This is a genomic window from Amycolatopsis sp. WAC 04182, assembly GCF_003947465.1.
GTDB lineage: Bacteria > Actinomycetota > Actinomycetes > Mycobacteriales > Pseudonocardiaceae > Amycolatopsis.
The window spans coordinates 1,144,463-1,166,610 of sequence record NZ_QHJJ01000003.1 but is presented as its reverse complement, the minus strand read 5'-3'; the positions used below and the strand labels follow the sequence as shown (position 1 = coordinate 1,166,610).

19 protein-coding genes are annotated in these 22,148 nt (G+C 68.1%); 8 read left to right on the top strand and 11 right to left on the bottom strand.

What is annotated here, in order from left to right; all coding sequences use genetic code 11:
* Position 1: 1 nt before the first annotated feature.
* The 5 genes from DMH01_RS19170 (at position 2) to DMH01_RS19150 (ending at position 5,706) form a co-directional block, all read left to right on the top strand.
* Positions 2-1,072: a toll/interleukin-1 receptor domain-containing protein gene (locus tag DMH01_RS19170; RefSeq protein WP_158633243.1), complete on the top strand. Its 1,071-nt coding sequence runs from the start codon at positions 2-4 to the stop codon at positions 1,070-1,072.
* On the top strand, positions 1,065-3,299 hold the full coding sequence (locus DMH01_RS19165) for a hypothetical protein (RefSeq protein WP_125678570.1): 2,235 nt from the start codon (positions 1,065-1,067) through the stop codon (positions 3,297-3,299). The genes DMH01_RS19170 and DMH01_RS19165 overlap by 8 nt, the downstream gene beginning before the upstream one ends.
* Positions 3,296-4,270, top strand: a complete 975-nt coding sequence (locus DMH01_RS19160) for a hypothetical protein (protein ID WP_125678569.1) — start codon at positions 3,296-3,298, stop codon at positions 4,268-4,270. Before DMH01_RS19165 ends, DMH01_RS19160 begins: the two co-directional genes overlap by 4 nt.
* Before the next feature lie 10 nt (positions 4,271-4,280).
* The gene (locus tag DMH01_RS19155; protein ID WP_125678567.1) at positions 4,281-4,739 is read left to right on the top strand and encodes a hypothetical protein; all 459 of its coding nucleotides are present in this window, start codon (positions 4,281-4,283) and stop codon (positions 4,737-4,739) included.
* Positions 4,740-4,812: 73 nt separating this feature from the next.
* The gene (locus tag DMH01_RS19150; RefSeq protein WP_125678565.1) at positions 4,813-5,706 is read left to right on the top strand and encodes a helix-turn-helix domain-containing protein; all 894 of its coding nucleotides are present in this window, start codon (positions 4,813-4,815) and stop codon (positions 5,704-5,706) included.
* 328 nt (positions 5,707-6,034) lie between these two features.
* Here DMH01_RS19150 and DMH01_RS19145 read toward each other — a convergent pair whose 3' ends face one another.
* Both DMH01_RS19145 and DMH01_RS19140 read right to left on the bottom strand, forming a co-directional pair.
* Positions 6,035-6,706: a GntR family transcriptional regulator gene (locus DMH01_RS19145; RefSeq protein WP_125678563.1), complete on the bottom strand. Its 672-nt coding sequence runs from the start codon at positions 6,704-6,706 to the stop codon at positions 6,035-6,037.
* Positions 6,703-8,136: an aldehyde dehydrogenase gene (locus tag DMH01_RS19140; protein WP_125678561.1), complete on the bottom strand. Its 1,434-nt coding sequence runs from the start codon at positions 8,134-8,136 to the stop codon at positions 6,703-6,705. Before DMH01_RS19140 ends, DMH01_RS19145 begins: the two co-directional genes overlap by 4 nt.
* A 137-nt stretch (positions 8,137-8,273) precedes the next feature.
* Between DMH01_RS19140 and DMH01_RS19135 the strand changes: the two genes are divergently transcribed.
* A complete protein-coding gene (locus DMH01_RS19135; RefSeq protein WP_125678559.1) occupies positions 8,274-9,719 on the top strand; it encodes a GMC family oxidoreductase in 1,446 nt (481 codons plus the stop codon).
* On the opposite strand, the gene DMH01_RS19130 is transcribed toward DMH01_RS19135, so the two are convergent.
* From DMH01_RS19130 to DMH01_RS19120, 3 genes are read right to left on the bottom strand one after another with little or no spacing between them, the layout of a single operon-like run.
* Positions 9,703-10,626, bottom strand: a complete 924-nt coding sequence (locus tag DMH01_RS19130; protein WP_125678557.1) for an alpha/beta hydrolase — start codon at positions 10,624-10,626, stop codon at positions 9,703-9,705. The genes DMH01_RS19135 and DMH01_RS19130 overlap by 17 nt on opposite strands.
* Positions 10,623-11,582, bottom strand: a complete 960-nt coding sequence (locus DMH01_RS19125; RefSeq protein WP_125678555.1) for an aldo/keto reductase — start codon at positions 11,580-11,582, stop codon at positions 10,623-10,625. The genes DMH01_RS19130 and DMH01_RS19125 overlap by 4 nt, the downstream gene beginning before the upstream one ends.
* Positions 11,583-11,591: 9 nt before the next feature.
* Complete coding sequence (locus DMH01_RS19120; protein WP_125678553.1) at positions 11,592-12,695, bottom strand: zinc-binding dehydrogenase; 1,104 nt, start codon at positions 12,693-12,695, stop codon at positions 11,592-11,594.
* Positions 12,696-12,745: 50 nt separating this feature from the next.
* Between DMH01_RS19120 and DMH01_RS19115 the strand changes: the two genes are divergently transcribed.
* Entirely contained in the window at positions 12,746-14,125 is a 1,380-nt protein-coding gene (locus tag DMH01_RS19115) for an amidohydrolase (RefSeq protein WP_199745538.1), read from the top strand.
* On the opposite strand, the gene DMH01_RS19110 is transcribed toward DMH01_RS19115, so the two are convergent.
* A complete protein-coding gene (locus DMH01_RS19110; protein WP_125678827.1) occupies positions 14,042-14,758 on the bottom strand; it encodes an SDR family NAD(P)-dependent oxidoreductase in 717 nt (238 codons plus the stop codon). The genes DMH01_RS19115 and DMH01_RS19110 overlap by 84 nt on opposite strands.
* A gap of 69 nt (positions 14,759-14,827) precedes the next feature.
* Here DMH01_RS19110 and DMH01_RS19105 point away from each other — a divergent pair, with 69 nt between their 5' ends.
* Positions 14,828-15,769: an aldo/keto reductase gene (locus DMH01_RS19105; protein ID WP_125678551.1), complete on the top strand. Its 942-nt coding sequence runs from the start codon at positions 14,828-14,830 to the stop codon at positions 15,767-15,769.
* Positions 15,770-16,006: 237 nt separating this feature from the next.
* On the opposite strand, the gene DMH01_RS19100 is transcribed toward DMH01_RS19105, so the two are convergent.
* From DMH01_RS19100 to DMH01_RS19080, 5 genes are read right to left on the bottom strand one after another with little or no spacing between them, the layout of a single operon-like run.
* Positions 16,007-16,705 carry an alpha/beta fold hydrolase gene (locus DMH01_RS19100; RefSeq protein ID WP_125678826.1) on the bottom strand — a complete coding sequence of 233 codons (699 nt, stop codon included), beginning with the start codon at positions 16,703-16,705 and terminating at the stop codon, positions 16,007-16,009.
* A gap of 30 nt (positions 16,706-16,735) precedes the next feature.
* Positions 16,736-17,656 (bottom strand): ABC transporter permease, encoded by a 921-nt coding sequence (locus DMH01_RS19095; protein ID WP_125678549.1) that lies wholly within the window; start codon positions 17,654-17,656, stop codon positions 16,736-16,738.
* Complete coding sequence (locus tag DMH01_RS19090; protein WP_125678541.1) at positions 17,653-18,597, bottom strand: ABC transporter permease; 945 nt, start codon at positions 18,595-18,597, stop codon at positions 17,653-17,655. Before DMH01_RS19090 ends, DMH01_RS19095 begins: the two co-directional genes overlap by 4 nt.
* On the bottom strand, positions 18,594-20,174 hold the full coding sequence (locus tag DMH01_RS19085; RefSeq protein ID WP_125678539.1) for an ABC transporter substrate-binding protein: 1,581 nt from the start codon (positions 20,172-20,174) through the stop codon (positions 18,594-18,596). The genes DMH01_RS19090 and DMH01_RS19085 overlap by 4 nt, the downstream gene beginning before the upstream one ends.
* Positions 20,171-21,931, bottom strand: coding sequence for an ABC transporter ATP-binding protein (locus DMH01_RS19080; RefSeq protein ID WP_125678537.1), 1,761 nt, complete (start codon positions 21,929-21,931; stop codon positions 20,171-20,173). The genes DMH01_RS19085 and DMH01_RS19080 overlap by 4 nt, the downstream gene beginning before the upstream one ends.
* Between the last annotated feature and the right edge of the window lie 217 nt (positions 21,932-22,148).

Below are 22,148 nucleotides of genomic sequence, written 5' to 3'. Positions count from 1 at the left end.
CATGACCGACCACCATCGATCCGCCGAGCAGCGGTACGACGTCTGCCTGTCCTTCGCCGGTCAGCAACGCGACTACGCGAGGGAAGTCGCCGAGCTGCTCGAGGCGGACGGCGTCAAGGTCTTCTTCGACGAGTACAAGACCGTGGACATGTGGGGCGAGGACACCTACACGCATCTCGACGAGGTGTACAACTACCAGTCCCGGTTCTGCCTGCTGTTCGCCTCCGCCGATTTCGCGCGCAAGGTCTGGCCGAACCACGAACGCGTTTCCGCGCAAGCACGCGCCATTCGCAGCGCGGAGGCGTACATCCTGCCGGTCAGGTTCGACGACACGAAGATCCCAGGACTCCGGGAAACCATCGGCTACGTCGACGCGAGGGACACCTCGCCCGCTGAACTCGTGCGGAAGCTCGTCGCGAAAATGGGACGCACACCGGGCCTGAAGACCGTCAAAGGGACCATTCTCGTCCTGGCCACCGAGAACCCGGACCTGGGCCTCGACCGGATACTCGAACTCGCCCTCACCCGGTGCCGGGCCGAGGTACCGCCGGACTTGCGGTCGGCGACGGCCACCCGCAGCACGACGATGATCCCGTTGTCGGAGCGGACGGTGTCCGAGGTGATGGCCGAACTGGTTCCCGCACTCGAATCGGTCGCCGAGGAACGGCTCGCCCGCTTGCCGGGCACCACCTTGAGGATCGGCGTGCACGAAGGCGAGGTGCCCGCCGGCAACGGCCTGCGGTGCCTCGACGTCACCGCGACGGAAGCGTCGGTCACCGCGGCCGTCGTGGACGAGACGCTGGCGGCCGCGCCCAAGGCGGACTGCGTGGTCGTCGCCTCACAACGCGTCCACGACCACGTGCTCCGGACGGGCCGCGCCGGCGCGGCGAGCTACCGGCAGGTGACCCAGCCGGACGGCAGCGCGCTCTTCCTGCGGGTGCCCGGCTACCCGAAGCCTCCGGTTCCGGGGGAACCGAAACGCGAGAGCCAGGGCAAGACGACGACCAACACCTTCTTCGGTCAGACCTCGGTCGGTCACCTGGGCGACAACTACGGGGTTTCGAATGGCTGACGACGAAGACGTCACCCCGGAGGAGGGGGCGGACGAGCCCGAAGAGACGGGCGCCGAGCCGCAAGAGCCGGACGCTCCGCCGGAACCGGCACCGGCGACGGAGCCGACACCTCCGGGCGATACCAAGGAAAGTGCGCCGGAAGAGGAAAAGCAGGACACCGACCCGGCGACGTGGAGGGAGGTGAACCAGAACTTCGACGAGGCCCTGCGGGCGTTGCTCGGCGACGGTGGGCTGCGACTCGGCGGGCCCGGCACGAACAACATCTTCTTCGGGACCACCTCGGTCGCCACTCTCGGGGACAATCACGCGTCCGGTGCCCCTGGCCGCTTCGAGGCGACTTTACGCAGTGGACCTGTCTCGTCCACGCTGCTCGACCGGATTCGCGCGTCCTTTGTGGAACCTGCGGGCTACCAACGGCTGAAGGACGCCCTGGAGTCCCGGCAGCTCGTCTTCGTCAGGGCGCGTAGTGGCTCCGGGCGCACGACGACCGCGCTGCGCCTGCTCGATCAGACCTGCCGTACCGGGGTACGCAAACTCGATCCGGACACCAGGCTGAAGGCGCTCGGAGCAGACGATTTCGAGGACTCCCACGGCTACCTGCTGGAGTCACTCGACCCGGATCAAGCGGCCGGGCTCCGGCTGTTCCACGCGGAAAAGCTCAGTCAGCTGATGCGTGACAAGGGCTGCATGATGATCGTCATCGTCGGCGAGACCGTGCCGCTTCCCCCGCGGGAGGTGGACGACTTCGTCATAGACGAGCTCGGCACCATCGAGCCGCGGACCCTGCTGACCAGGCATGTCGAATGGGGTCTCCGTGGATCGTCCATCGAGAGCACGGCCGGTGCTTTGCTCTCCCGCCCCGATGTGAAGGAGATCATCGCCGAGATCACTGAGGACGTTCCGCCGCGTGAACTCGCCGAACTCGGCGCCCTGCTGGTGGAGGTGGCACACGACCGCATCGACCTCGAACGGGTCCGCGAGCGGTACTCCCGGGTGACCCAGACCGGTTTCCTGGAGTGGTTCGACGAGCAGTCCGACCCGGAGCAGCGAGCGTTCGTGATCGCGTTGGCGGTGCTCAACAACGAGACGGTGACCTTGGTGTCCGACGCGGCGGCCATCCTCGCCAAGCGGATCAAGGCGGTGGAGGTCCCACGTCGCTTCGACCGGGCCAAGCCGCTGTTCACAACCTCGCTGACGCAGCGACTCGAGGCAGCCAAGGCCGAACTGGTCCAAGACACCCTGAAACTGAAGTACGGCGACGTGGCGGTCCGGAAGGTCCGCTTCAACGACGACCGATTCCCGCGGTGGCTGCTGGATCACATCTGCGCCCAGTACAGCGAGGAATTCGAGATCGTCAGGGAATGGCTCACCGAACTCGGCGAGCAGAACAACGATCGATTGAGCATGCGCGCGGCGGTGGCCGTCGGCCTGCTGAGCGTTTACGACTTCCCGTCGATCTACAGCAAGATCATCAGCGCCTGGGCGACGACCGACAGCTACGATCCGCGCTGGGCGGCCGCGGCGGCCTTGCAGTTGCCCAGCAGGGACCCGGCGCTCAGCCGGTTGATCGGCCGGCTGCTCACCGACTGGATAAAGAAGCCGACCATGCCGATGGTATTGCGGAGAACCGCGGCACAGGCTCTGGGCACCACCGAGGCGATGAGCCCGGAGAAAGTTCTGTCCTTGCTGAAATACGCGGCGAGGCAAGACGATTTGGTCCTCTCCTTCATGATCGCGGAGAGCATCTGCCGGCTCTTCCGGCAACCGGAACAGCGACCGGCCGTGCTGCGGGCGTTGCTGAACTGGACGGCGGACGAGAAGTTCCCGCAACGACGCGAGACCGGTCTGAGGGCCTTGATCTACATCTCGCGCTTCATGGACGACGTGGAAGTGGTGGAGAGCGCCGAAGAGTGGCCGATCTTCCTGTGGGTGGCCGATCAGGACGCCGACCAACGGCAGCAGGTTCTCACTTTGTTCGGCCGGGTACTGATCGCGGCGGGATTCATGCACGGAGGCTATGCCCGGATCAACAACTGGGTCCGGCGGGCGCGGCGTGATCAGACACTTCGTGCGCCGCTCGCCCGGTTCCTCTACGACGTGGGCAGGGAATCCGGTGAGCTCGAAAGCATCCGCGAACACCTCGAATACCTGGCTTCCATGAAGCGGAGCCTGGCCGGGACCGTACGAACGTTGTTGCTGCACTTCGACGAAAGGATCGTGAAATGACCGAGGAGCCCGCCGACGACGGCAAGATCGTGCGCACCCTGGACGTCAACCGGGCGAGCTTGCGCAAGGTCAATCCGGTCTCGTCGGGGCATACGGCCATCGTCTACCTCACCAGGCGCGGTACGTACGAACTCGCGGTCAACAGGATGACGATGGGCGAGGTCTGGCTGGGCACGCCGAGCGAGATGTACTCCGTCGACCTCACCACACACGACGACGTGATCCCGCTCGAACTGCCGTCCAAGGAGGAAGCGTTTCGCTTCCCCGCCACCGTGAACGTCAGCTGGCGGGTTTCCGACCCGATCATCGCGGTGCGGACCGGGTTGAACGACCCGGTCGGGCAGGTGCAGCGTGCACTCGAGGGGCAGTTGCGCCCGGTGACCCGCAAGTTCTCGCTGACCGAGAACGCCATGGCGGAGGCCGAGATCAACGCGATCTACCACGGCAAGCCGATCGTCGTGTCTTCGGCGCTGGTGATCGACCGCTGCTCCGTGCTGATCGATCCCGAAGCCGGGCAGCGCAGGCATGTGGAGGAACTGCGGGTCACCGCGCACGATCGGCAACTGTCCATGCTCAGGGAAGAGAACGATCTCGCGCTGAGGAAGCAGCGCATGGACATGTACATCGAGGCGCTGCGCGCCGACAACATGAGCATGCTCGCCCTGGTGCTCGCCGGACACGGCGAGGACGCCAAGGCCGTGATCGAACTGGTGTTGCGGGAGAAGGACAGGAACTCGGAGAAGGCGCGCGACGTCCTGGACATGTTGATCAAGGAGAAGCTGGTCAACCGGCACGACGTCAAGGTGATCATGAACGACGCGGTCGAGTCGGTCTCGGGCCACATCGCCGACGTCAATCCGCTCGCCGCGCGCAAGCCGGCCGCGGTGGACGAAAAGCCGCCGCCGACCCGCGTCACGAGCCGCCGCGTGGACGACGACGATGACGAGGACGACGAAGACGACGATGCCTAGTGACGTTCCCGTGAACCCGATTTCAGGCCTGCCGCTGATCGGCGATCTCTTCGGTCTGCTCGACGAGGCCGCGGACCGGCTGGGGTTCGCGCTGTGGTTCAGGATCCTCCTCGGCTTCGTCTACGCGGCCGCCTTCGGCTACCTCGTCGCGTGGCTGGTCGTCACGTACGTCGTGCCTTGGGCGGGCAACGCCCTGCGCCGGCCCGTCAGGAAGGTCGCCGAAGGCTTGCGGTTCGTGCTGCTCGTGCCCGACTGGGCACTCAGCCGCGCCTTCCGGCGGGCGGGCCATATCCCTCCGCAGGTCGTCTACGACTACGGCGGTGTGGTCATGAGGATCGTCGACCGGATACAGGAGGTCACCGATCGCGGGCTGCCCAAACTCGCGGGAAGCCGCGCCGCGCCGCCCTGGTTGCTCTTGGTGTTCGTGGCCTTCTGGTTCCTTGTCTGGGGCACGTCGCTTCCGCGTTAGCGTGACGACCCTGAGCCCGGACCAGGGAGAATCCCGGATGCCCGGGCCGCCGCCCGCTTCTAGCGTCGTGATCATGACCCGACGGATACTCCTGACGGTGCTCGCCGGCGCGGCGGTCCTGCTCGTGCCCTGGACCGTCTACCTCGCGCACACCTTGCCCGACCGGTACGACACCGGGCAGTGGCGCGCGGCCTGGGTCGGATTCGACGTCGCTCTCCTGCTCTGCTTCGCGGCCGGTGCGTGGCTGGGGATGCGTCGTCGCCGGGCTGCCGTACCACTGCTTTCGGCCACGGCCGCGATGTTGTGCTGCGACGCGTGGTTCGACGTCATGCTCGGCTGGACGTCGTCCGAGCGGTGGACCGGTGTCGCGCTCGCCGTCTTCGTCGAGATCCCGGTCGCCGTGGTGCTGGCTTTCGCCGCGCGGAGGCTGTTGAGTGACGCGCTGCCGCGGCGATCGGTCACCTTGAGGGATATCGAGATGCGGGAGGATCCGCGATACCAATGGGTGACGCGCGAGCTTCCCGGCGACACGGAGGCGGTCGCGCGCCGGACTGGACTGGAGCGGGCCGAAGTCGTCGAATGCCTGAACACGTTGCGGGAGAACGGCTTCGTCCGCCGTGACCGGAAAGGGAACTGGATCGCGATCCCGCAAGATCTGCGTGAGCCGAGGCCGGAGGACTACGACGGCGCGGACCGGGAGCGGGTCGCGGCGTTCCTTGACGCGAAGTACGCGGACGAGGTCGCCTTGCTGTCCTGGGCCGCGGCGCACCGCGACGAGTTCGGACCGTGGGCGACGGCCCAGCGGACCTCGGCGCGGCTGACCGAGGAGGAGTTCCGTGAGCTGGACGCGGAGTACCGCGAGCTGATCACGCGGTACTGCCGGCGCCGTCGTCGTCCGGTGGCGGGTGAAAAGGAACTTTCCGTGCGCTTCTACGCCTTCCCTCCGCCGGAGACCGCCCCGGCCTAGGGGCTTGGGCTACCGATGATCGTGGTCGTGACTGGCGATTCGGGTTCTCTTGAGGGGTAAGTCAAAGATGGCGTGATCGAGCCTCTGGGTGGGGAAGCCGGCGTACTCCTGACCGTCCACAAGGAACATCAAGCAGGCAACGGTGTCCCTTTTGGGTACTTTGCGCGGGGGTCGTGAGTGGTAATGAGCGTTCTAACCGTCATTACCACTCACGACCCCCGTCGAAAATCGCGCATTTGGGCACTAAGCAGACATTTCGTCGCCCGAAAGTGTCTCCTGGCTGTGACTTGAATCGCCACTCACGACGCCTCCACGCGAACTGTGCGCCCTACGGGTGCCGCCAAGCCAGGAACGTCTCCAAAGTGGTCAACCGGTGTTCGCGCACCGCCAGTTCGATCTCCCCGGCAGGCGCGTTCCGATCGAACAGGTCGAGGATCTTCTGGTGCTCCTGCACGGATTCGTGCGCGCGGCCGGGGACGAAACTGAACGTCGACGTGCGCAGCCCGGCCAGCCGGTTCCAGCCGCGGTTGACCAGGTCGAGTACCTGCGGATTGGGGCAGGTGCCGAACAGGACGCGGTGGAAGTCGCGGTTCAGCGCGGTGAACCGCGACGGCTCGAAGTTGTCCAGGCAGGCGGTCAGTTCCGCGTTGAGTGCCTTGGCCTGGTCGAGCGCCTCGCCGGGCAGGGACGGCGCCGCCAGCGCGGCGGCGTAGCCCTCGACCAGCGCGAGCGTCTGCATGGTGTGCTGGTAGTCGCTCTCGTCGGCCATGGCGACCTGCGCGCCGATGTTGTGCTCGTAGGTCACCAGGCCCTCGGCCTCCAGCCGCCGGACCGCCTCGCGCACGGGCACGGTGCTGACCCCGAGTTCCTGGGCGATCTGCCCGAACACGAGACGGTAGCCGGGGGAGAAGGTGCCGTCGTCGATCCTCGCCTTGATCCAGTGGTAGGCGATCTGCGACTTGCTCATCGCGGCCGAGTTGACCGCGTCGCCCGCGGTCACGAGTAGTGCAGCCAGACGGATTTGATCTCGGTGTACGCGTCGATCGCCCATGGTCCCATTTCGCGGCCCCAGCCGGAGGCCTTGTAGCCGCCCCAAGGCGCGGCCATGTCGGGGATCGGCGGCATGTTGACGAACACCGCGCCCGCCCGGATGCCGTTGGCGAACCGCTGCGCGACGCCCAGATCGCGGGTCCACACGGTGGCCGCGAGACCGTATTCGGTGTCGTTCGCCCGTGCGAGCAGTTCGTCCGGATCGTCGTAGGCAGTGACGGCGAGGACCGGGCCGAAGATCTCCTCGCGCATGATCGTCATGTCGTCGGCGACGCCGGCGAACAACGTCGGGGAGTAGAAGTAGCCGTCGCGGTCGACGGGCTTGCCGCCGGTGACCAGTTCCGCGCCCTGCTCGTTCCCGGTCGAGACGAGGAAGTCCACGTGCTCGCGGTGCTTCGCGGACACGAGAGGGCCGAGCTGGGTGGACTCGTCCAGGCCCGGACCGAGCTTGAGGCCCTCCAACCCGGCGGCGAGTTTCGCGACGAACTCCTGCTCGCGCTTCCGGTCCACGAAGAACCGGGTGTACGCGGCACAGACCTGCCCGCTGTTCAGCGTCGCGCCCGCGAGGTTGCCCGCGACGGCGGCGTCGATGTCCGCGTCGCCGGAAATGATGCTGGGCGCCTTGCCGCCGAGTTCGAGCGTGAGGCGCTTGAGGTTCGACTCCGCGCTGGCCGCCGTGATCAGTTTCCCGACCGCTGTGGACCCGGTGTAGGACAGGTGGTCGACGTCGTCGTGCCTGCTCAGGAGCGCGCCCACGGCGCCGTCACCGGTGACCAGGTTGACCACCCCCGGCGGGAACCCGGCCTCGTGCACGAGCTCCACCAGCCGGATGCTGGTCAGCGGGGTGACCTCGCTGGGCTTGATCACCACGGTGTTGCCGGTGGCCAACGCGGGCGCGAGCTTCCACACCAGGATCATCAGCGGGAAGTTCCACGGCGTGATCAGCGCGTTCACCCCGACCGGCTCGCGGCGGGTGTAGTGCAGCGTGTCCGGGAAGGACACCGGGTTGGTGGTGCCCTGGATCTTGGTCACCCAGCCCGCGAAGTAGCGGAGGTGCTCGGCCGCGCCGGTGACGCTGACCTGGCGCGAGATACCGATCGGCTGGCCCTGGTCGCGCGTTTCGAGCGCGGCCAGTTCCTCGTGGTGCTCGTCGACCAGGGACGCCAGCTTGAACAGCAGTGCCGCGCGTTGGACCGGCAGCAAGCCCGCCCAGGCGGGGTCGTTCAGTGCCTTCCGCGCGGCACCGACGGCGGCGTCGACGTCGGCGGCCGACGCGGTGCCGACCTCCTCGATCACCTGGCCGGTGGCCGGATCGTACGTCGGCAGCGACCCGCCTCCCGCGGCGGTCCACTGTCCGTCGATGAACAGGCGTGTGGCCATGGCTAGCTCCCCTCGACCGGTGTGTGATCGAGTATCGGGCGCCACGCGGTCTCCGGTCTTGCCCGCCAGGGCACGCCGATTGTCGGCCAGCGAACCGAATCCGCCGGACGCCGTCGCGCCTTGCGAGGGTGGGGGACATGGACGTCATCGTGGTGGGAGCGGGTTCGGCCGGTTCGGTGGTCGCCAGGAGACTGGCCGATTCCGGGGCGTGGGTCACCCTGCTCGAAGCGGGCGGGCCGGACACCAATCCGGCCATTCACGACCCTTCACGGGCCGGAGAGCTGTGGCACGGCCCGGAGGACTGGGACTACTACACCGTGCCGCAGCCGCACGCGGCGAACCGGCGGCTGCACCTGCCGCGCGGCAAGGTGCTCGGCGGGTCGCATTCGCTCAACGCGATGATCTGGGTGCGCGGCGCCCCGGCCGACTACGACGGCTGGGACCTGCCCGGATGGCGGTGGGACGACGTGCGTCCGGTGTTCGAGCGGATCGAGAAGGACCTGCTCGACGTCGTGCCGAACGAGCCGTTGCACCCGATCCAACAGTCCATTGTGGACGCGGCCGTGCAGATCGGGCTGCCGTTCAATCCGGACTACAACGGCGACGAGCTCGACGGCATGTCGGTGCAGCGTGTCACCACGCGCGACGGCAAACGGCTCAACACCTGGCTCGCCTATGGGCAACCCGCAGTCGAGCGGATGACCGTCCACACGGGAGCTCTGGTCCACCGGCTGCTCATCGAGGGCGACAAGGTGACCGGCGTGCTGGCCGAGGTCGACGGCGAACTGCGCAAGGTCTTCGCCGACGAGGTCGTGCTCGCCGCCGGCGCGCTGGCGTCCCCGGCGATCCTGTTGCGCAGCGGGGTCGGGCCGGTCGACGAGCTGGAAGTGCACGGTATCGACGTCGTCGCGGAGCTGCCGGGCGTCGGGAAGAACCTGCACGATCACCTGTTGTCGCCGGTCATCTTCGCGACCGATCGCCGTCAGGTCGATCCGCCCGCGCCCGGCCGCTCGGTCACGCAGACCCATCTGTTCTGGCGCAGCCGCCCTGGCTTGGAAGTGCCCGACACCCAGCCGATCCATTTCAGCGTGCCGATGTACGAGTCGTGGATGACCGGTCCGGAGACCGGGTTCTCGCTGATGGCGGGCATGGTCACGCCGCGCAGCCGGGGCAGTCTCCGGCTTTCGGGGCCGAGCCCGCTCGACGAACCGCTGATCGATCTCGCCGCGCTGGAGGATCCGGCCGACTTCGAGAGCCTGGTCGCGTCGGTGGAACAGTGCCGGGAGATCGGCCGCGCGTCGGCGCTGGCCGACGACTGGGGTGCCCGTGAGCTGTATCCGGGGCCGGAGGCCGACGTCCGCGAGTACGTCCGGCGGACCGCGATCACCTACCACCATCAGGTCGGCACCTGCCGGATGGGCACGGACGCGGACTCCGTGGTCGACCCGGAGCTCGCCGTGCACGGGATCAGCGGGCTCCGGATCGCCGACGCGTCGGTGCTGCCGCGGGTGACCACGGGCAACACCAACGCGCCGGCGGTGCTGGTCGGCGAGCAGGCCGCCCGGTTCATCCTCGGCCGATAGTGCGGCGCAGCCAGGAGGCCCGGGCGGCGAGCGCGGCCCGGGTCACCTCGCTGTCCGGGGCGATCCGGTCGAAGCCGTGGTACGCGCCCGCCCAGACGTGCAGTTCGGTGGGCACGCCCGCCTGCCAGAGCCGTCGCGCGTACTCGACGTCCTCGTCGCGGAAGATCTCGGCCGCGCCGACCTCGATGAAGGCGGGCGGGAGTCCGGCGAGCTCGGTCGCGGTGGCCGGAACGGCGTACGGCGAGGTCTGTCCATTCAGGAGCGATCGCCAGCCGAACTCGTTCGCCGCCCGGCCCCACACTCCGCGTTCCGCGAATTCCACTGTGGACGCAGAGTCGTTGCGGCTGTCGATCATCGGGCACAACAGGAGCTGACCGGCCAGCGCCGGTCCACCGCGATCCCTGGCCAGTAAGGCGATGCCCGCGGTGAGCCCGCCTCCGGCGCTGCCGCCGCCCACGATCAGTCGACCCGGGTCGAGGCCGAGTTCTTCCGCGTGCTCGACCATCCAGGTCAGGCCCGCGTAGCAGTCCTCGATGGGCGCGGGATGCGGATGCTCGGGGGCGAGCCGGTAGTCCACGGTCACCGCGACGAAGCCGAACTCCTCGACGAGGGCGACCATTCTGGGCAGGTCGGCGAACCGGTCGTCCAGCACCATGCCGCCGCCGTGGATGTTGTAGAACCCCGGCGCGTTCCTGGTGTCCCTCGGCTTGACGACCGTGACGACCACGTCGGTGCCGGGTACCTCCCGGTCCTCCCAGACAAGATCCCGGTCGCCGATCGCCTCGGCACAACTGAGGTTCCCGTCGGCCATCGCCCGCCGGACCTCCGCCAGCGATTCGGCACCCAAAGGTGGTCCGGCGGGCAGCCCGGCCAGGGCTTCGGCGAGTTCGGGGTCGAAGGCCGTCACGGTCCCTCCGGATCGACGACGCCCCGGTCGGCCCAGTACGGCTCGACGAGTTCGCGGAGCTGTTCCGCGCCCACGCGCTCGACGAGGTCGACGGCACCGAGGTTGTCCTCGAGCTGCTGGGTGCTCGTCGCACCGAAGAGCGTGGTCGTGTTGGCCGGATGCGTGAGGGTGAACGCGAGACACAGCTGAGCGGGTGTCGCGTCCAAACCGGCCGCGATCTTCGCCAGTTCCGGGGCGGAGGCGGCGATGCGTTCGCGGATGTCGCCGGGGTCGCGGCCGACCTGGCGCGCGCCGCTGTTCTTGCCGAGCAGGATCCCGCCTTCGAAGATGTCCGATGACTGGAGCGTGACCCCGAGTTCGCCGAAGACCTTCTTGAAGGGTTCACCGTCCGGAATGGACCTTCGCGCGACGCTGTACTTCAGCTGGGCGATCGCGGGACCGGGCACGTTCTCGGCGGCGGCGAAATCGTGCAGGGCCTGGATCGTCGTGGCGGACCAGTTGTTGACGCCCCACTGCCGGATGAGCCCGGCTTCGCGCAGCTCGTTCAGATCCAGCACCAGCCGGTGCAGATCGGTGTCGTCGCGGCGGAGATCGCCCAGCACCACCAGGTCGGCGTGCTCGACGCCCGCGCGGAACAGCGCGTTGTCCAGCTGGTCGCGGAGGTTGTGCTCCGGGTAGCCCTCCAGCCAGAGCTTGGCCGAGAGCAGGTAGTCCTCGCGCTTGAGCCCGGCCGCGCGGACCATCGCGGAGAACAGGACGTCGGTGAAGACCGGTGTGCTGCCGGGGAAACCGTAGACGCCGACGTCGAAGAGCGTGATCCCGGAATCGACGGCGGTGCGGACCAGGTTCACCGCCTCACGGAAGTCCATCCGGTCGTAGGTGTGCCACGAACCGAGCGAGAGCACGCCGGTGAGCGGGCCGTCGCGGCCGATCCGGCGCTGGGGGATGACGGTCATGAGGGTCTCCTAGGGGAGGCGGGGATCGATGACGGCCTTGAGTTCACCGAGCCGCGACATCGACTCGACGCTTTGGGACGCTTGGGAAAGACCGACGGGCGCGCTGAACAACCCGTCCCACGGCAGCCGGTCGGCGAACGTGCGGAAGAAGTCCACCGAACGGTGGTAGTCGGCGATGTCACCGTTGAGCGAGCCGACGACCGTGAGTTCCTTGCCCATCACGGTGCCCAGTGCCACGGGGGAGGGCGCGGGGCCGGTGGAGCCGACGATCGCGATCGTCCCGCGCTGGGCGGCGAAAGCGACGGCCTCTTCACCGATGGTCGGACCGCCGGCGAAGTCGAAGACGTGGTCGGCGCCCCGGCCGCCGGTGAGTTCCTTGACCCGTTCGACGCGGTCTTCGACCGTGCCGTCGACCGGGATCGTCGCTGTGGCCCCGAAACGCTCGGCGACCTTCAGCCGATCGGCGGGCCCGCCGATGGTGATCACGGCGCCCGCGCCGGAGATCCGCGCGACCGCGGTGGCGAACACGCCCAGCGCACCCGCGCCCTGCACCACGACGGTCGCCCCGGGACGGATCCCGCCCGAACGCGAGACGGCCCGCAGCACGGTTTTGCCCGCGCAGCCCGACATCGAGGCCCAGGTGTCCTTGACGTCGTCGGGCAGGAGAAGCTTCGCCGCGCCAGGAGTCACGTAGCAGTAGCGCACGAGCCCGCCGGTGGCGTACGGGAAGACATCGGAGCGCTGAAGGAAACCGTATCCGCGCTTCTCGCACGCGACCGGTTCGCGCAAGATCGTGCATCCGTAACACTTTCCGCAGGTCGACTCGGACCAGCCGATACGGTCGCCCTCGGCGATCTCGCGGCCGAGCGTGTCGGTCGTGCCCGGTCCGACGGCCACCACTTCGCCGACCATTTCGTGCCCCAGCACCATCGGGAGCATGCCGGGGAAGGTCATCTGGCCGGACCAGAGGTGCACGTCGGTGCCGCACAGGGTGGTGCAGGTGATCCGGACCAGCGCGGCGCCCGGTTCCGGCTCCTCGGGCAGCGGTAGTTCCCGCAAGGTGAGCGCGGAGCCGTGTTCAGTGAGCACCGCCGCTTCGGTTCTTTTGACCATCTTTTTAGTCTACAGTCGTAGGAGAAAAAGTCCAGATCCTGGAGGAAACCATGCCGTCGCAACGTATTCGCCCCGCTTCACTCGTGGTTCGCGGCGGTCCTGTGCTCACCTTCGACCCGGCGGACACCGTCGTGCGGGCGATGGCGGTGCGTGACGACCGGATCGTCGCCCTCGGCGATGTCGCGCTGGACCACATCGGCCCCGGGACCGAGGTGATCGACCTGGCGGGGAGAACCGTTCTCCCCGGTATCAACGATTCGCACCTCCACGCGACCTGGCTCGGCGCGCGGTGGCCGGACACGCTCATCGGCGGTGCGGGATTCACCGGGGGAGAGGAGAAAACGGTGCGCACTGCGGCCGAACGGCGAGCCGCCATCCTGCGTGCGGGTGACCTGTGCGCGTCGCTGGGGATCACGAGCTACACCGAACCGGGTCTGGGACCCGGCGAGACCGGGTGTTTCGGCGCCGAGGTGCTGGAGGAGTACGCGAGGCTGGCCGAGGACGGGCTCCTGCGCGCGAGGGTGACCGCGCTGAGGTTGTTCGGACTGCTCGACGGCGCCAGTTCGCTGGCGGACTTCCGGCGCGGGCTGGCGGTTCCGGCGCCGGCCGCGAATCCGCTGTGGCTCACCGTGCCCGGCGTGAAGATCTTCGCCGACGGCATTCCGCCGATGCGGTCCGCGTGGACGCATCACTGCTACGCCGACGGTTCGCACGGCGCGCTGCTCGTCGAAGGCGACGACGATCCGGGGCGCGCGGGCAATCTGGCCGCGATGATCCGTCTCGCCCACGATGCCGGGATGACGGTGGCCGTGCACGCGACGGGGGATCGCAGTATCGAAGCCGCGCTCGGCTCGCTTCGCCGTGGTGACCACCTGGTGCACGGTGATCTGGTGACGGCGGATCAGCTCGCGCGAATGGCTTCGGCGGGCGTCGGCCTGACCACACAGCCCGCGATCGCGGTGGCCATGCGCGGAATGCTGACGGACGCGCTCGGTGCCGAGGTCGGTGCCCGTGCCTGGCCACTGACGGAGATGCTGGCCTCGGGTGTCCCGCTGACCTTGAGCAGTGACGCGCCGGTGGTGACCCCCGATTGGCGGGTGCACATCGCGGCGGCCGCGCGGATGCTGGAAGCGTCCGAAGTGGACGCCGGGCTGATGGCCAGATTGCTGCGCTGCTACACGGTTGCGGCCGCCGAGCAGGACGGTGCGGCGGACTGGAAGGGTTCGCTGACCGTGGGCCGCGTCGCCGACTTCTGTGTGCTGGCCGCGAATCCGCTCGAGGTCGGGTTCGCGGACCTGCCGGACGTCGGTGTCGAACTCACCGTGTCCGGCGGCCGCGTCGTGTACTCAGGTGAGCAGCTGCCCGCCGTCGACCTGGAGGCTCACCCCGGTGAGATGGCCGGCGTCGGCGGAGGCGAGGAACAGGACTGACGGCACCACGTCGGCGACGGAAGCGATGGTTCCCAGCGGGATCCTCGCTTCCCACGCCGCGCGGGCGGCGGTGTCCGAGGCGAAACCGGCGGTCATCGGGGTGAGCACCGGCCCCGGCGCGACGGCGTTGACGCGGATGCCGTGCGGTGCCAGTTCGAGCGCGGCCGAGCGGGTGAGCGCCTCGACCGCGGCCTTGGTGGCCTCGTAGTGGCCGAGTCCCGGGGTCGGCTGCCTGGCGCCGATGGAGGTGATGTTCACGATGGCGCCCCGGGTGCCCGCTTCCAGCATGTGCGCGCCGACCGCGCGCGTCATCAGGAAGGTGCCGCGGAAGTTCACCCGCATGCACAGGTCGAAGACGCCGATGTCCAAGCCCACCAACGGTCCGCCGCCCCCGGCCAGGCCCGCGTTGTTGACGAGGACCTCCACCGGGCCGAACCGATCGGTGACCAGCGCCAGCGCCGCGTCGACCGATCCGGGGTCGGAGATGTCGAGTTCGACGTGCTCCGCGCCGAGTTCGCCGGCCAGGTCGTGCGCCGCGCGGACGTCGACGTCGGCGATGACCACACGGTCGCCCGCGGACTGGAAGGCTTCGGCGACTCCGCGGCCGATGCCGCTGGCACCGCCGGTCACCACAACTAGTCTCTTGTTCATTCTACGATCGTAGACTAAAACTTGTTTCCGTTGCCAGCGAAAGGAAATCTCGTGGACGAGAAGCAGAACGGGCTGGGCTTCGCCACTTCGGCGCTGAGCCTGGGATCGTGGAACACCTGGGACCGCATGGACTTCGACGACGCGGTGCGTCTGCTCCGGTACGCGATCGACTCCGGGATCACGCTCTTCGACGTGGCCCACTACAACATGGGGCCGCATTCCGAACAGTCGCGCACGGACCTCCTCTTCGGCGAGGCCGTCCGCGCCGCCGGGGTCAAGCGCGACGAGTACCAGCTGTGCGGGAAACTCTGGCTCTGGGACTACCCGAACACCGGTTTCGCCGAGCAGCTCGCGACCTCGTTCGACCGGGTCGGCGTCGAGCGTGCGGAAGCCGTCGTGGTCGGCGATTACTTCGAGCGCCCGGACATCCCGCGGATCGTCACCGAGGTGGCCGAACAGATCCGTCTCGGCCGGTTCGACGTCTGGGGAGTGAACAACTGGCAGGCCGCGGACCTCGACCGGGCACTGGACTTCGCTTCCCTCGAAGGGCTTCCGGCACCTGCTTTCGCCCAGCTGAAGTACAGCGTCGCGCGGCGTTCGATGGCGGAAGGTCCTTTCTACGGCGCGCATTTCGAGGCGGGGCGGCTGACGCTGCAGGCTTCCGACGTGTTCGAGGGTGGCGTTCTGCTCGGCAAGACGCCGTCGCGGAAGATCGGCGCCGATCCAGGCGGGATCCGGGAGTCGATCCGTGCCGCCGCTGCGCGGGTCGCTGCCGTGGCCGGGGACTTCGGGGTGAGTCCTTCGCAGCTGGCGATCGCGTTCTGCCTCGCCTACGCGCCGGTGGCGAACCTGTTGTTCGGCGTGAGCCGTCTTGCGCAACTGGAGGACAACCTGGGCGCTGTCGCGTTGGCGGCTTCTCGGGGTGCGGAGGTGCGGGACGCGCTCGAGGATCTCTGGCTGGACCGGGACGTGGCCGCGGACGGAACTTTCTGAGCCCCCGTCGCGACTGCGATGAAGGACGCTTTCATAGCAAAATTTGCTATGAAAGCGTCCTTCATCGCAGCAGTGAGAGCACCGGACCCGCATCTGGGCGGTATGAGCCGGGCGAGAGCGCCATGAAAGGACCTTTCATGGCATCGGCCGTGTCTCGGGAAACGTTGCGAAAGCCACTTTCGCAGCGCCTGCGGGCCCGCCTGTCGCCGTCCGGAGGTCATGGAAGCCGAAGAGACCTCAGCCCAGGAACTCCAGCACGGCCGCCTTGAACTCCGGGCTCCGCAGCGCCCCACCGTGGTCCCCGGGCACCCGCACCAGCGAGGCTCCCGGCACCAGCTCCACCAACGTCTCGATGCCCTGGCTCACCGGATCCTCCACGCCCGCCACAAAGCGGGTAGGCACCGAGACCGCACCGTAAACCGGCGCGAAAGGCTCCGCCCGGAGGTCTTCGATGCACCGAGCGAGCGCGACCGGATTCCGCCCCGGCGCGGTGATCATCTGCGCGATCATCCCGGTCAGCGGATCCGACGGCGTCTTGCCGCCACCGGCGAAAGCCAGCGCGGCCGCGACGTCAACGGCGCCGAACGGTTCGAAGGGACTCACGCCGGCGAGCACGAGCCGCCGGACGGGAGCCTGGGCGGGCAGTTCCCAGGCCAGCCGCGCGCCCAGCGAGTAGCCGACAACGTCCACTTCGGACAGAGCCGAGACCAGCCGGGTCAGTTCCGAAGTGATCGCGACAGCGCCCAGCGATCCCGAGGGAGCCGGGCTGGAACCGTGCGCGGGCAGGTCGGGTACGAGCACCTCGCGGCCCGCGGCGGTGAGCGCGGCCGGCCACCCGGTGGTGATCCAGTCGGTGTGGCCGTCGGAGGCGAATCCGTGCACCAGCAGTACAGGCGGTCCCGAGACGGTTTCGGGAGCGAAGCGGCGCACGGCCAGGGAAGTAGTGGCGGACAACGGGATCCTTTCTCAGCTGCCGGAGGGGCGGCGGGTGCGCAGGCGCTGCATTTCGCTCAACGTCCGCGCGCGGGCGTCGACGGCGATCCGCAGCGACGAGCCGATGAGGTTCAGGAGGAACACGCAGACCATGATCGTCACGCCGGGCACGATCACCAGCCAGGGCGCCTGCACCAGGTATGACCGGCCTTCGGCGATCATGTTGCCCCAGGTCGGGGTCGGGGGAGCGATACCGAGACCGAGGAAGCTCATCGCCCCGTCCACGAGCATCGCCGCCGCGGACAGGATCACCACCTGCACCAGCGCGAGCGGCAGCACGTTCGGGAACACGTGCACGACGAGGATCTTCCACCGGCTCATGCCCGAGACCCGGGCGGCGCCGATGTAGGCGCGACCGGCGATGCCGAGCACCCGGCTGCGGATGACTCGGGCGGTGAACGGCGTGAAGATCACGGTCAGTGCGATCAGCTCGGTCCAGATGCTCGCGCCGAGCGAGATCGCCAGCGCCATCGCGAGGATGATCGCCGGGAACGACATCCAGGCGTCCATCACCCGCATCAGCACCGCGTCGGCGGCGCGGAAGAATCCGCTGATCAGGCCGATCACCAGGCCGGTGAAGGCCGCGCAAAGGGTGATCAGCGCGGACAGCCCGAGCGACGCCCGTCCGCCGGAGACCAGCCGGGCGAGCACGTCACGGCCGAACGAGTCCGTGCCGAGGGGATGCGCGGCCGACGGCGGCAGGAGCCGGTTGACCGGGTCGGTCGCGCTGACGCTCGGCAGGAAGAACGGCAGCACGATCACGGTCAGCACGATCACCGCCAGCACCGCGGTGGTGATCACCAGCATCCGGTTGCGCCGGAACACCCTGGCGGCCCGGCCGGACGGCGGCGTTTCGCGTACCGGCGACGTCTTTTCCACGAGAGCCACGCTCACGAGACACGCACCTTCGGGTCGAGCAGCGCGTACGAGAGGTCCACCAGCAGGTTGACCAGCACGAACAGCACCGCGACGAACAGCGTCACACCCTGGATCAGCGGGAAGTCGCGGGTCGACACCGCGCCCATCAGCAGATGGCCCAACCCCGGCACGACGAAGATGGACTCGATGATCACGATCCCGCCGACGAGCATGGCGAAGTTGCTGCCCAGCTGGGTGATCAGCGGCATCAGCGCGTTCGGGAGGACATGTTTGGTCATCACCTGCCGCTCGGACAGGCCCTTGACCCGCGCGGTGCGCAGATAGGCCAGCGGCAGCTCACCGAGGAGGCTTTCCCGCAGGGTGAGCACGAACAACGCGGTCTGCCCGATGACCAGCACGGTCAGCGGCAGCACCAGCGCGGGCACCGCCGTCGCCGGGTCGGTGAACAGGTTCTCGTAGCCGCTGGAGGGGAACCAGCGCAGCGTCACCGAGAACACCAGCACGAGCATCAGCGAGATCCAGAAGTCCGGCATCGCCATCCCGAGCGCGGAGAGCCGGTCCAGCGCCCGCGCCACCGGATTGCGCGGCGAAACCGCCTGCCACGAGGTGATCGCGACCGAGAGGAAGAAGCTGATCACCGTCGACAGCACGGCCAGGGTCAGCGTCGGCAGGATGTGGTCGGCGACCACGCCGAGCACCGGCGCGTGATAGGTGATCGACGTGCCGAAGTCGCCCTGCAGCACGTTCCCGGCCCAGCTGAAGTACTGCTCCCAGAGTGTCCCGTTCAGTCCCATGCTCTCCCGCAACGCGTCCACATCGGACGGTCGCGCGGTCGGGCCGAGGATGGCCTGTGCCGGGTCGCCGGGGATCAGCCGGATGACGAAGAACATCATCGTCCCGACGATCACCAGGATGATCACCAGATCGCGCAGCCTGCGCAGCAGGAGACCGGTCATGACGCCAGCCAGGTGTTCCAGAAGACGCGGTAGAAGTCGCCGTAACCCTTGAGCTTGGGGGAGTAGGCCGCGTACAGCTTCGACTGGCTCAGGGTGATCACCGACAACTGCTTCCAGGTGAACGCCTGCAGCTTGTCCACCACCGCCTTCGCCTGCTCAGGTGTCGTCGAGGCGTTGAACTCGGCCATGAGGCCGTCCAGTTCGGGCGAGGACGAACCGTTCAGCGTGCCCAGGGTGAGCGCGGGCATCTGCGCGGGCGAGGTCAGCGCCGAGTCGAAGAACAGCGTGGTGATGTCCCAGCCGCCCGGTTCCTTGGTCAGCGTGCCGAGCATGGTGGCGAAGTCGAACGTGTCGATCTTGGTGTTGATGCCGATCTTCGACAGGCTGTCCTGGATGAGCACCGCCCACTTGCCGAACTCCGGGTACGAGTTCGTGGTGACGATCCGGATCGTGGCGCCGGCCGTGATCCCGACCTCGGCCAGCAGCCGCTTGGCCTTCTCCGGATCGTGCGCCTTGTAGACCTCTTCGCCCGCGGTCGAATAGAACTGCTTGTTGTCCGGCGAGGCGAAGGCGCCGGTCTCGAGGGTGAGGTCCTTGCTGCCGCCGGTGGCCGCGTTGATCGCGGGCTTGTCCAGCAGCAGGTTCAGCGCCTCGCGGGCGCGGGGGTCGGCGAACTTCGAACCGGTGTTGAAGTTCGGGATCACCACGTTGTCGTTGCCGCCCGGCAGGTTGTGCACGACCACGGCCGGATTGTTGCGCAGCGACTCGTACTGGTCGTTCGTGGGCATGATGTGGTCCCACTGGCCGGTCTGGAGGCCATTGATCAGCGCGTCCTGGTCGGAGACCACCTTGTAGGTCACGGTGTCCAGGTACGCGTGCTTGGCGCCCGCCTGGCCGCCCCAGTCCTCTTCGGACCGGGACTTGTAGCCGGAGTACCGCTCCAGCACCAGTTCACGGCCGATGTCCCAGCTCTTGAGCTTGTACGGGCCGGTCCCGATCGCCTTGTCCTGGGCGAACCCGGTCGGCGCGACACCGGTGAGGTTCTTCGCCTCGTAGATCTCCGTGCCCGCGCCGGCGAGTTCGTTGATCAGCGGATAGCGCGGTTGCTTGAGTTTGATGGTCACCGTCGCCGGATCGGCAGGCGTGATCGCCTCGATGTCCGGGGTGACCAACTGGCCGGTGCGGTGCACCTGCTGCCATCGCTTCAGGCTCGCCACGACGTCCTCGGAAGTCAGCGGATTGCCGTCGTGGAAGGTGACGCCCTGGCGCAGTTTGAAGGTGTAGGTGAGCCGGTCCGGGCTGGTGGTGTAGTCCTCGACCAGCATGGGCCGGGCGGTGAAGCCCTTGTCCACCTCGAACAGCTTCTCGTACATCATGTTGCCGATATGCGCGGTCACCTGGCCGGGGTTCGCGACCATGTCGAGGGACTGCGGATCGGTGGGCACGGCGACGTTCAGGTTGCCGCCGGGCTTCGGCGGCCCGTCGGCGGCCCCACCGCCGGCCTGCCCTCCCATGCACGAGCTGAGCAGCAGGACGGTCGCCAGGCCGAGCGCGGCCTTGGTCAGGGTTCGTCTCATGGGTTCCGCACTCCAGTGTGGGGGTGGGCGGGCAGTTCGGGGTTCGCCGCGAGGAGACGGCGGGTGTACTCGTGCCGGGCGCGGAGCCGGATCTCGTCCGGCTCGCCGATTTCGATCAGTTCGCCCCGGTACATCACGCCGACGCGGTCGGCGACGGAGAGCACCAGGCTGAGGTTGTGCGTGATGAACAGGAAGCTGAGCGCGCGGGTGCGCCGCAGTTCCAGCAGCAGGTTCATCACCTGGCCCTGCACCGAGACGTCGAGCGCGGAGGTGGGCTCGTCGGCGACGATGAGGTCGGGTTCGGCCGCGATCGCGCGGGCGATCGAGACGCGCTGCCGCTGCCCGCCGGAGAGCTGCGAGGGCAGCTTCTTCGCGGTGTCCGAGGGGAGGCCGACCTCGTCGATCAGTTCGATGACGCGGCGGTCGAGTTCGGCGCCGCGGAGGCCGGTGAGCTCTCGCAGCGGTTCGGCGATGATCCGGGCGGCGGTGTGCCGGGGATCGAGCGAGCTCTGCGGGTCCTGGAAGATGAGCTGCGCGCGGCGGCGGAACGCGCGCTCGTCGCCGTCGAGGCCGGACGGCGTGCACCGGTGCTCACCGAAGGCGATGGTGCCCGAGGTCGGCGGCTCCAGCGCGCTCACCAGACGGCCGAGTGTGGTCTTGCCCGAACCGGATTCCCCGACCAGGCCGAAGAACTCGCCGGGCGCGATCTCCAGCGAGACGTCCTTGACCGCGTGCACCTCGGGTTCGCGGCTCAGGGAGAACCTGCCGCGTCGTCCGTACACTTTGGACACGGAGTCGATGCGGAGCGCGGTGCCCTCGCCGGCGTCCTCGGACTTCGCGCGGCTCAAGGACCTGGTTTCGGTCGCGACCGCCGAATCGCCGTTCATCGCGGCCGCGAGCAGCGCTTCGGAGATGGTGGGGAAGCCGTCGCGCCTGCTGACCCCGAGTTGCGGAACGCAGTCGAGCAACGCCTTGGTGTAGGGATGCTTCGGCGCGTGCAGAATGTCCTCTGTGGACCCGAGCTCGACGAGTTCGCCGCGGTACATCACCGCGATCCGGTCCGCCACCTGCGCGGCCACGCCCATGTCGTGCGTGATGAAGACGCACGCCGTGCCGTGGTCGCGGCGGACCCGGTCGAACAGGGTGAGGATCTCCGCCTGCGTGGTCACGTCCAAGGCCGTGGTCGGCTCGTCGGCGATCAGCAGGCTCGGATCGGCCATCAGTGCCAGCGCGATCATCACGCGTTGCTGCATCCCGCCCGACATCTGGTGCGGGTACAGGGAAAGCACGCGGTCGGTGTCGGTGAGGCCGACCTCCTTCAGCAGGCCGCGAGCCTTCGCCTCGGCCTCGCGGTGCAACGGCGTGCCCTTGCGCGCGGCCTGGCGTGGCAGGGAGCCGGGCTTCCGGTAGGCCTCGATCAGCTGCTTGCCGACCCGTTGACTCGGGTTGAGTGAATCCAAGGCCTCCTGGAAGATCATGCCGATCCGCGGGCCGCGGTACGCGCGCATCTCGTCGGCGGAAAGCCGCGTGACGTCCACGCCGTCGACGGCGATCCCGCCGCGGGTGAACACCGGCGCGACGAATTCCAGCAACCGGATGATCGACAAGGCCGTCACCGTTTTACCGCTGCCGGATTCGCCGACCACGCAGAGTGTCCGGCCTTGGTCGAGGTCGAACGAGAGTTCGCGCACCAGTTCGCGTTCGGTTTCGTCGGCGATGACGCCGACGGTGAGTTCTCGTAATTCGAGCAGGGTCATGAATCCCCTTTCCCGAGCCCGCCCGAAGCGGACCGCACAGCCGGGGAACGGGCCTCCGGCGGGGGTAGTTCTACGCATGTTGACACTGGGCGGGTGCGCTGTCAATGGGTATATTCTACGAATGTAGGAAGTTGATATCCGGCAAGTTTTCCCTGGCAGTGGGCGAAAACTTGCACTGGATTCTTTTGTCTACGTCTGTAGACTCTCGGCGGAAACG

Excerpts from the sequence above, each read along its gene's own strand:
- DMH01_RS19170 (WP_158633243.1), top strand. The coding sequence starts at position 2 with ATGACCGACCACCATCGATCCGCCGAGCAGCGGTACGACGTCTGCCTG.
- DMH01_RS19165 (WP_125678570.1), top strand. The coding sequence starts at position 1,065 with ATGGCTGACGACGAAGACGTCACCCCGGAGGAGGGGGCGGACGAGCCC.
- DMH01_RS19160 (WP_125678569.1), top strand. The coding sequence starts at position 3,296 with ATGACCGAGGAGCCCGCCGACGACGGCAAGATCGTGCGCACCCTGGAC.
- DMH01_RS19150 (WP_125678565.1), top strand. The coding sequence starts at position 4,813 with ATGACCCGACGGATACTCCTGACGGTGCTCGCCGGCGCGGCGGTCCTG.
- DMH01_RS19140 (WP_125678561.1), bottom strand. The coding sequence starts at position 8,136 with ATGGCCACACGCCTGTTCATCGACGGACAGTGGACCGCCGCGGGAGGC.
- DMH01_RS19135 (WP_125678559.1), top strand. The coding sequence starts at position 8,274 with ATGGACGTCATCGTGGTGGGAGCGGGTTCGGCCGGTTCGGTGGTCGCC.
- DMH01_RS19125 (WP_125678555.1), bottom strand. The coding sequence starts at position 11,582 with ATGACCGTCATCCCCCAGCGCCGGATCGGCCGCGACGGCCCGCTCACC.
- DMH01_RS19120 (WP_125678553.1), bottom strand. The coding sequence starts at position 12,695 with ATGGTCAAAAGAACCGAAGCGGCGGTGCTCACTGAACACGGCTCCGCG.
- DMH01_RS19115 (WP_199745538.1), top strand. The coding sequence starts at position 12,746 with ATGCCGTCGCAACGTATTCGCCCCGCTTCACTCGTGGTTCGCGGCGGT.
- DMH01_RS19090 (WP_125678541.1), bottom strand. The coding sequence starts at position 18,597 with ATGACCGGTCTCCTGCTGCGCAGGCTGCGCGATCTGGTGATCATCCTG.
- DMH01_RS19085 (WP_125678539.1), bottom strand. The coding sequence starts at position 20,174 with ATGAGACGAACCCTGACCAAGGCCGCGCTCGGCCTGGCGACCGTCCTG.
- DMH01_RS19080 (WP_125678537.1), bottom strand. The coding sequence starts at position 21,931 with ATGACCCTGCTCGAATTACGAGAACTCACCGTCGGCGTCATCGCCGAC.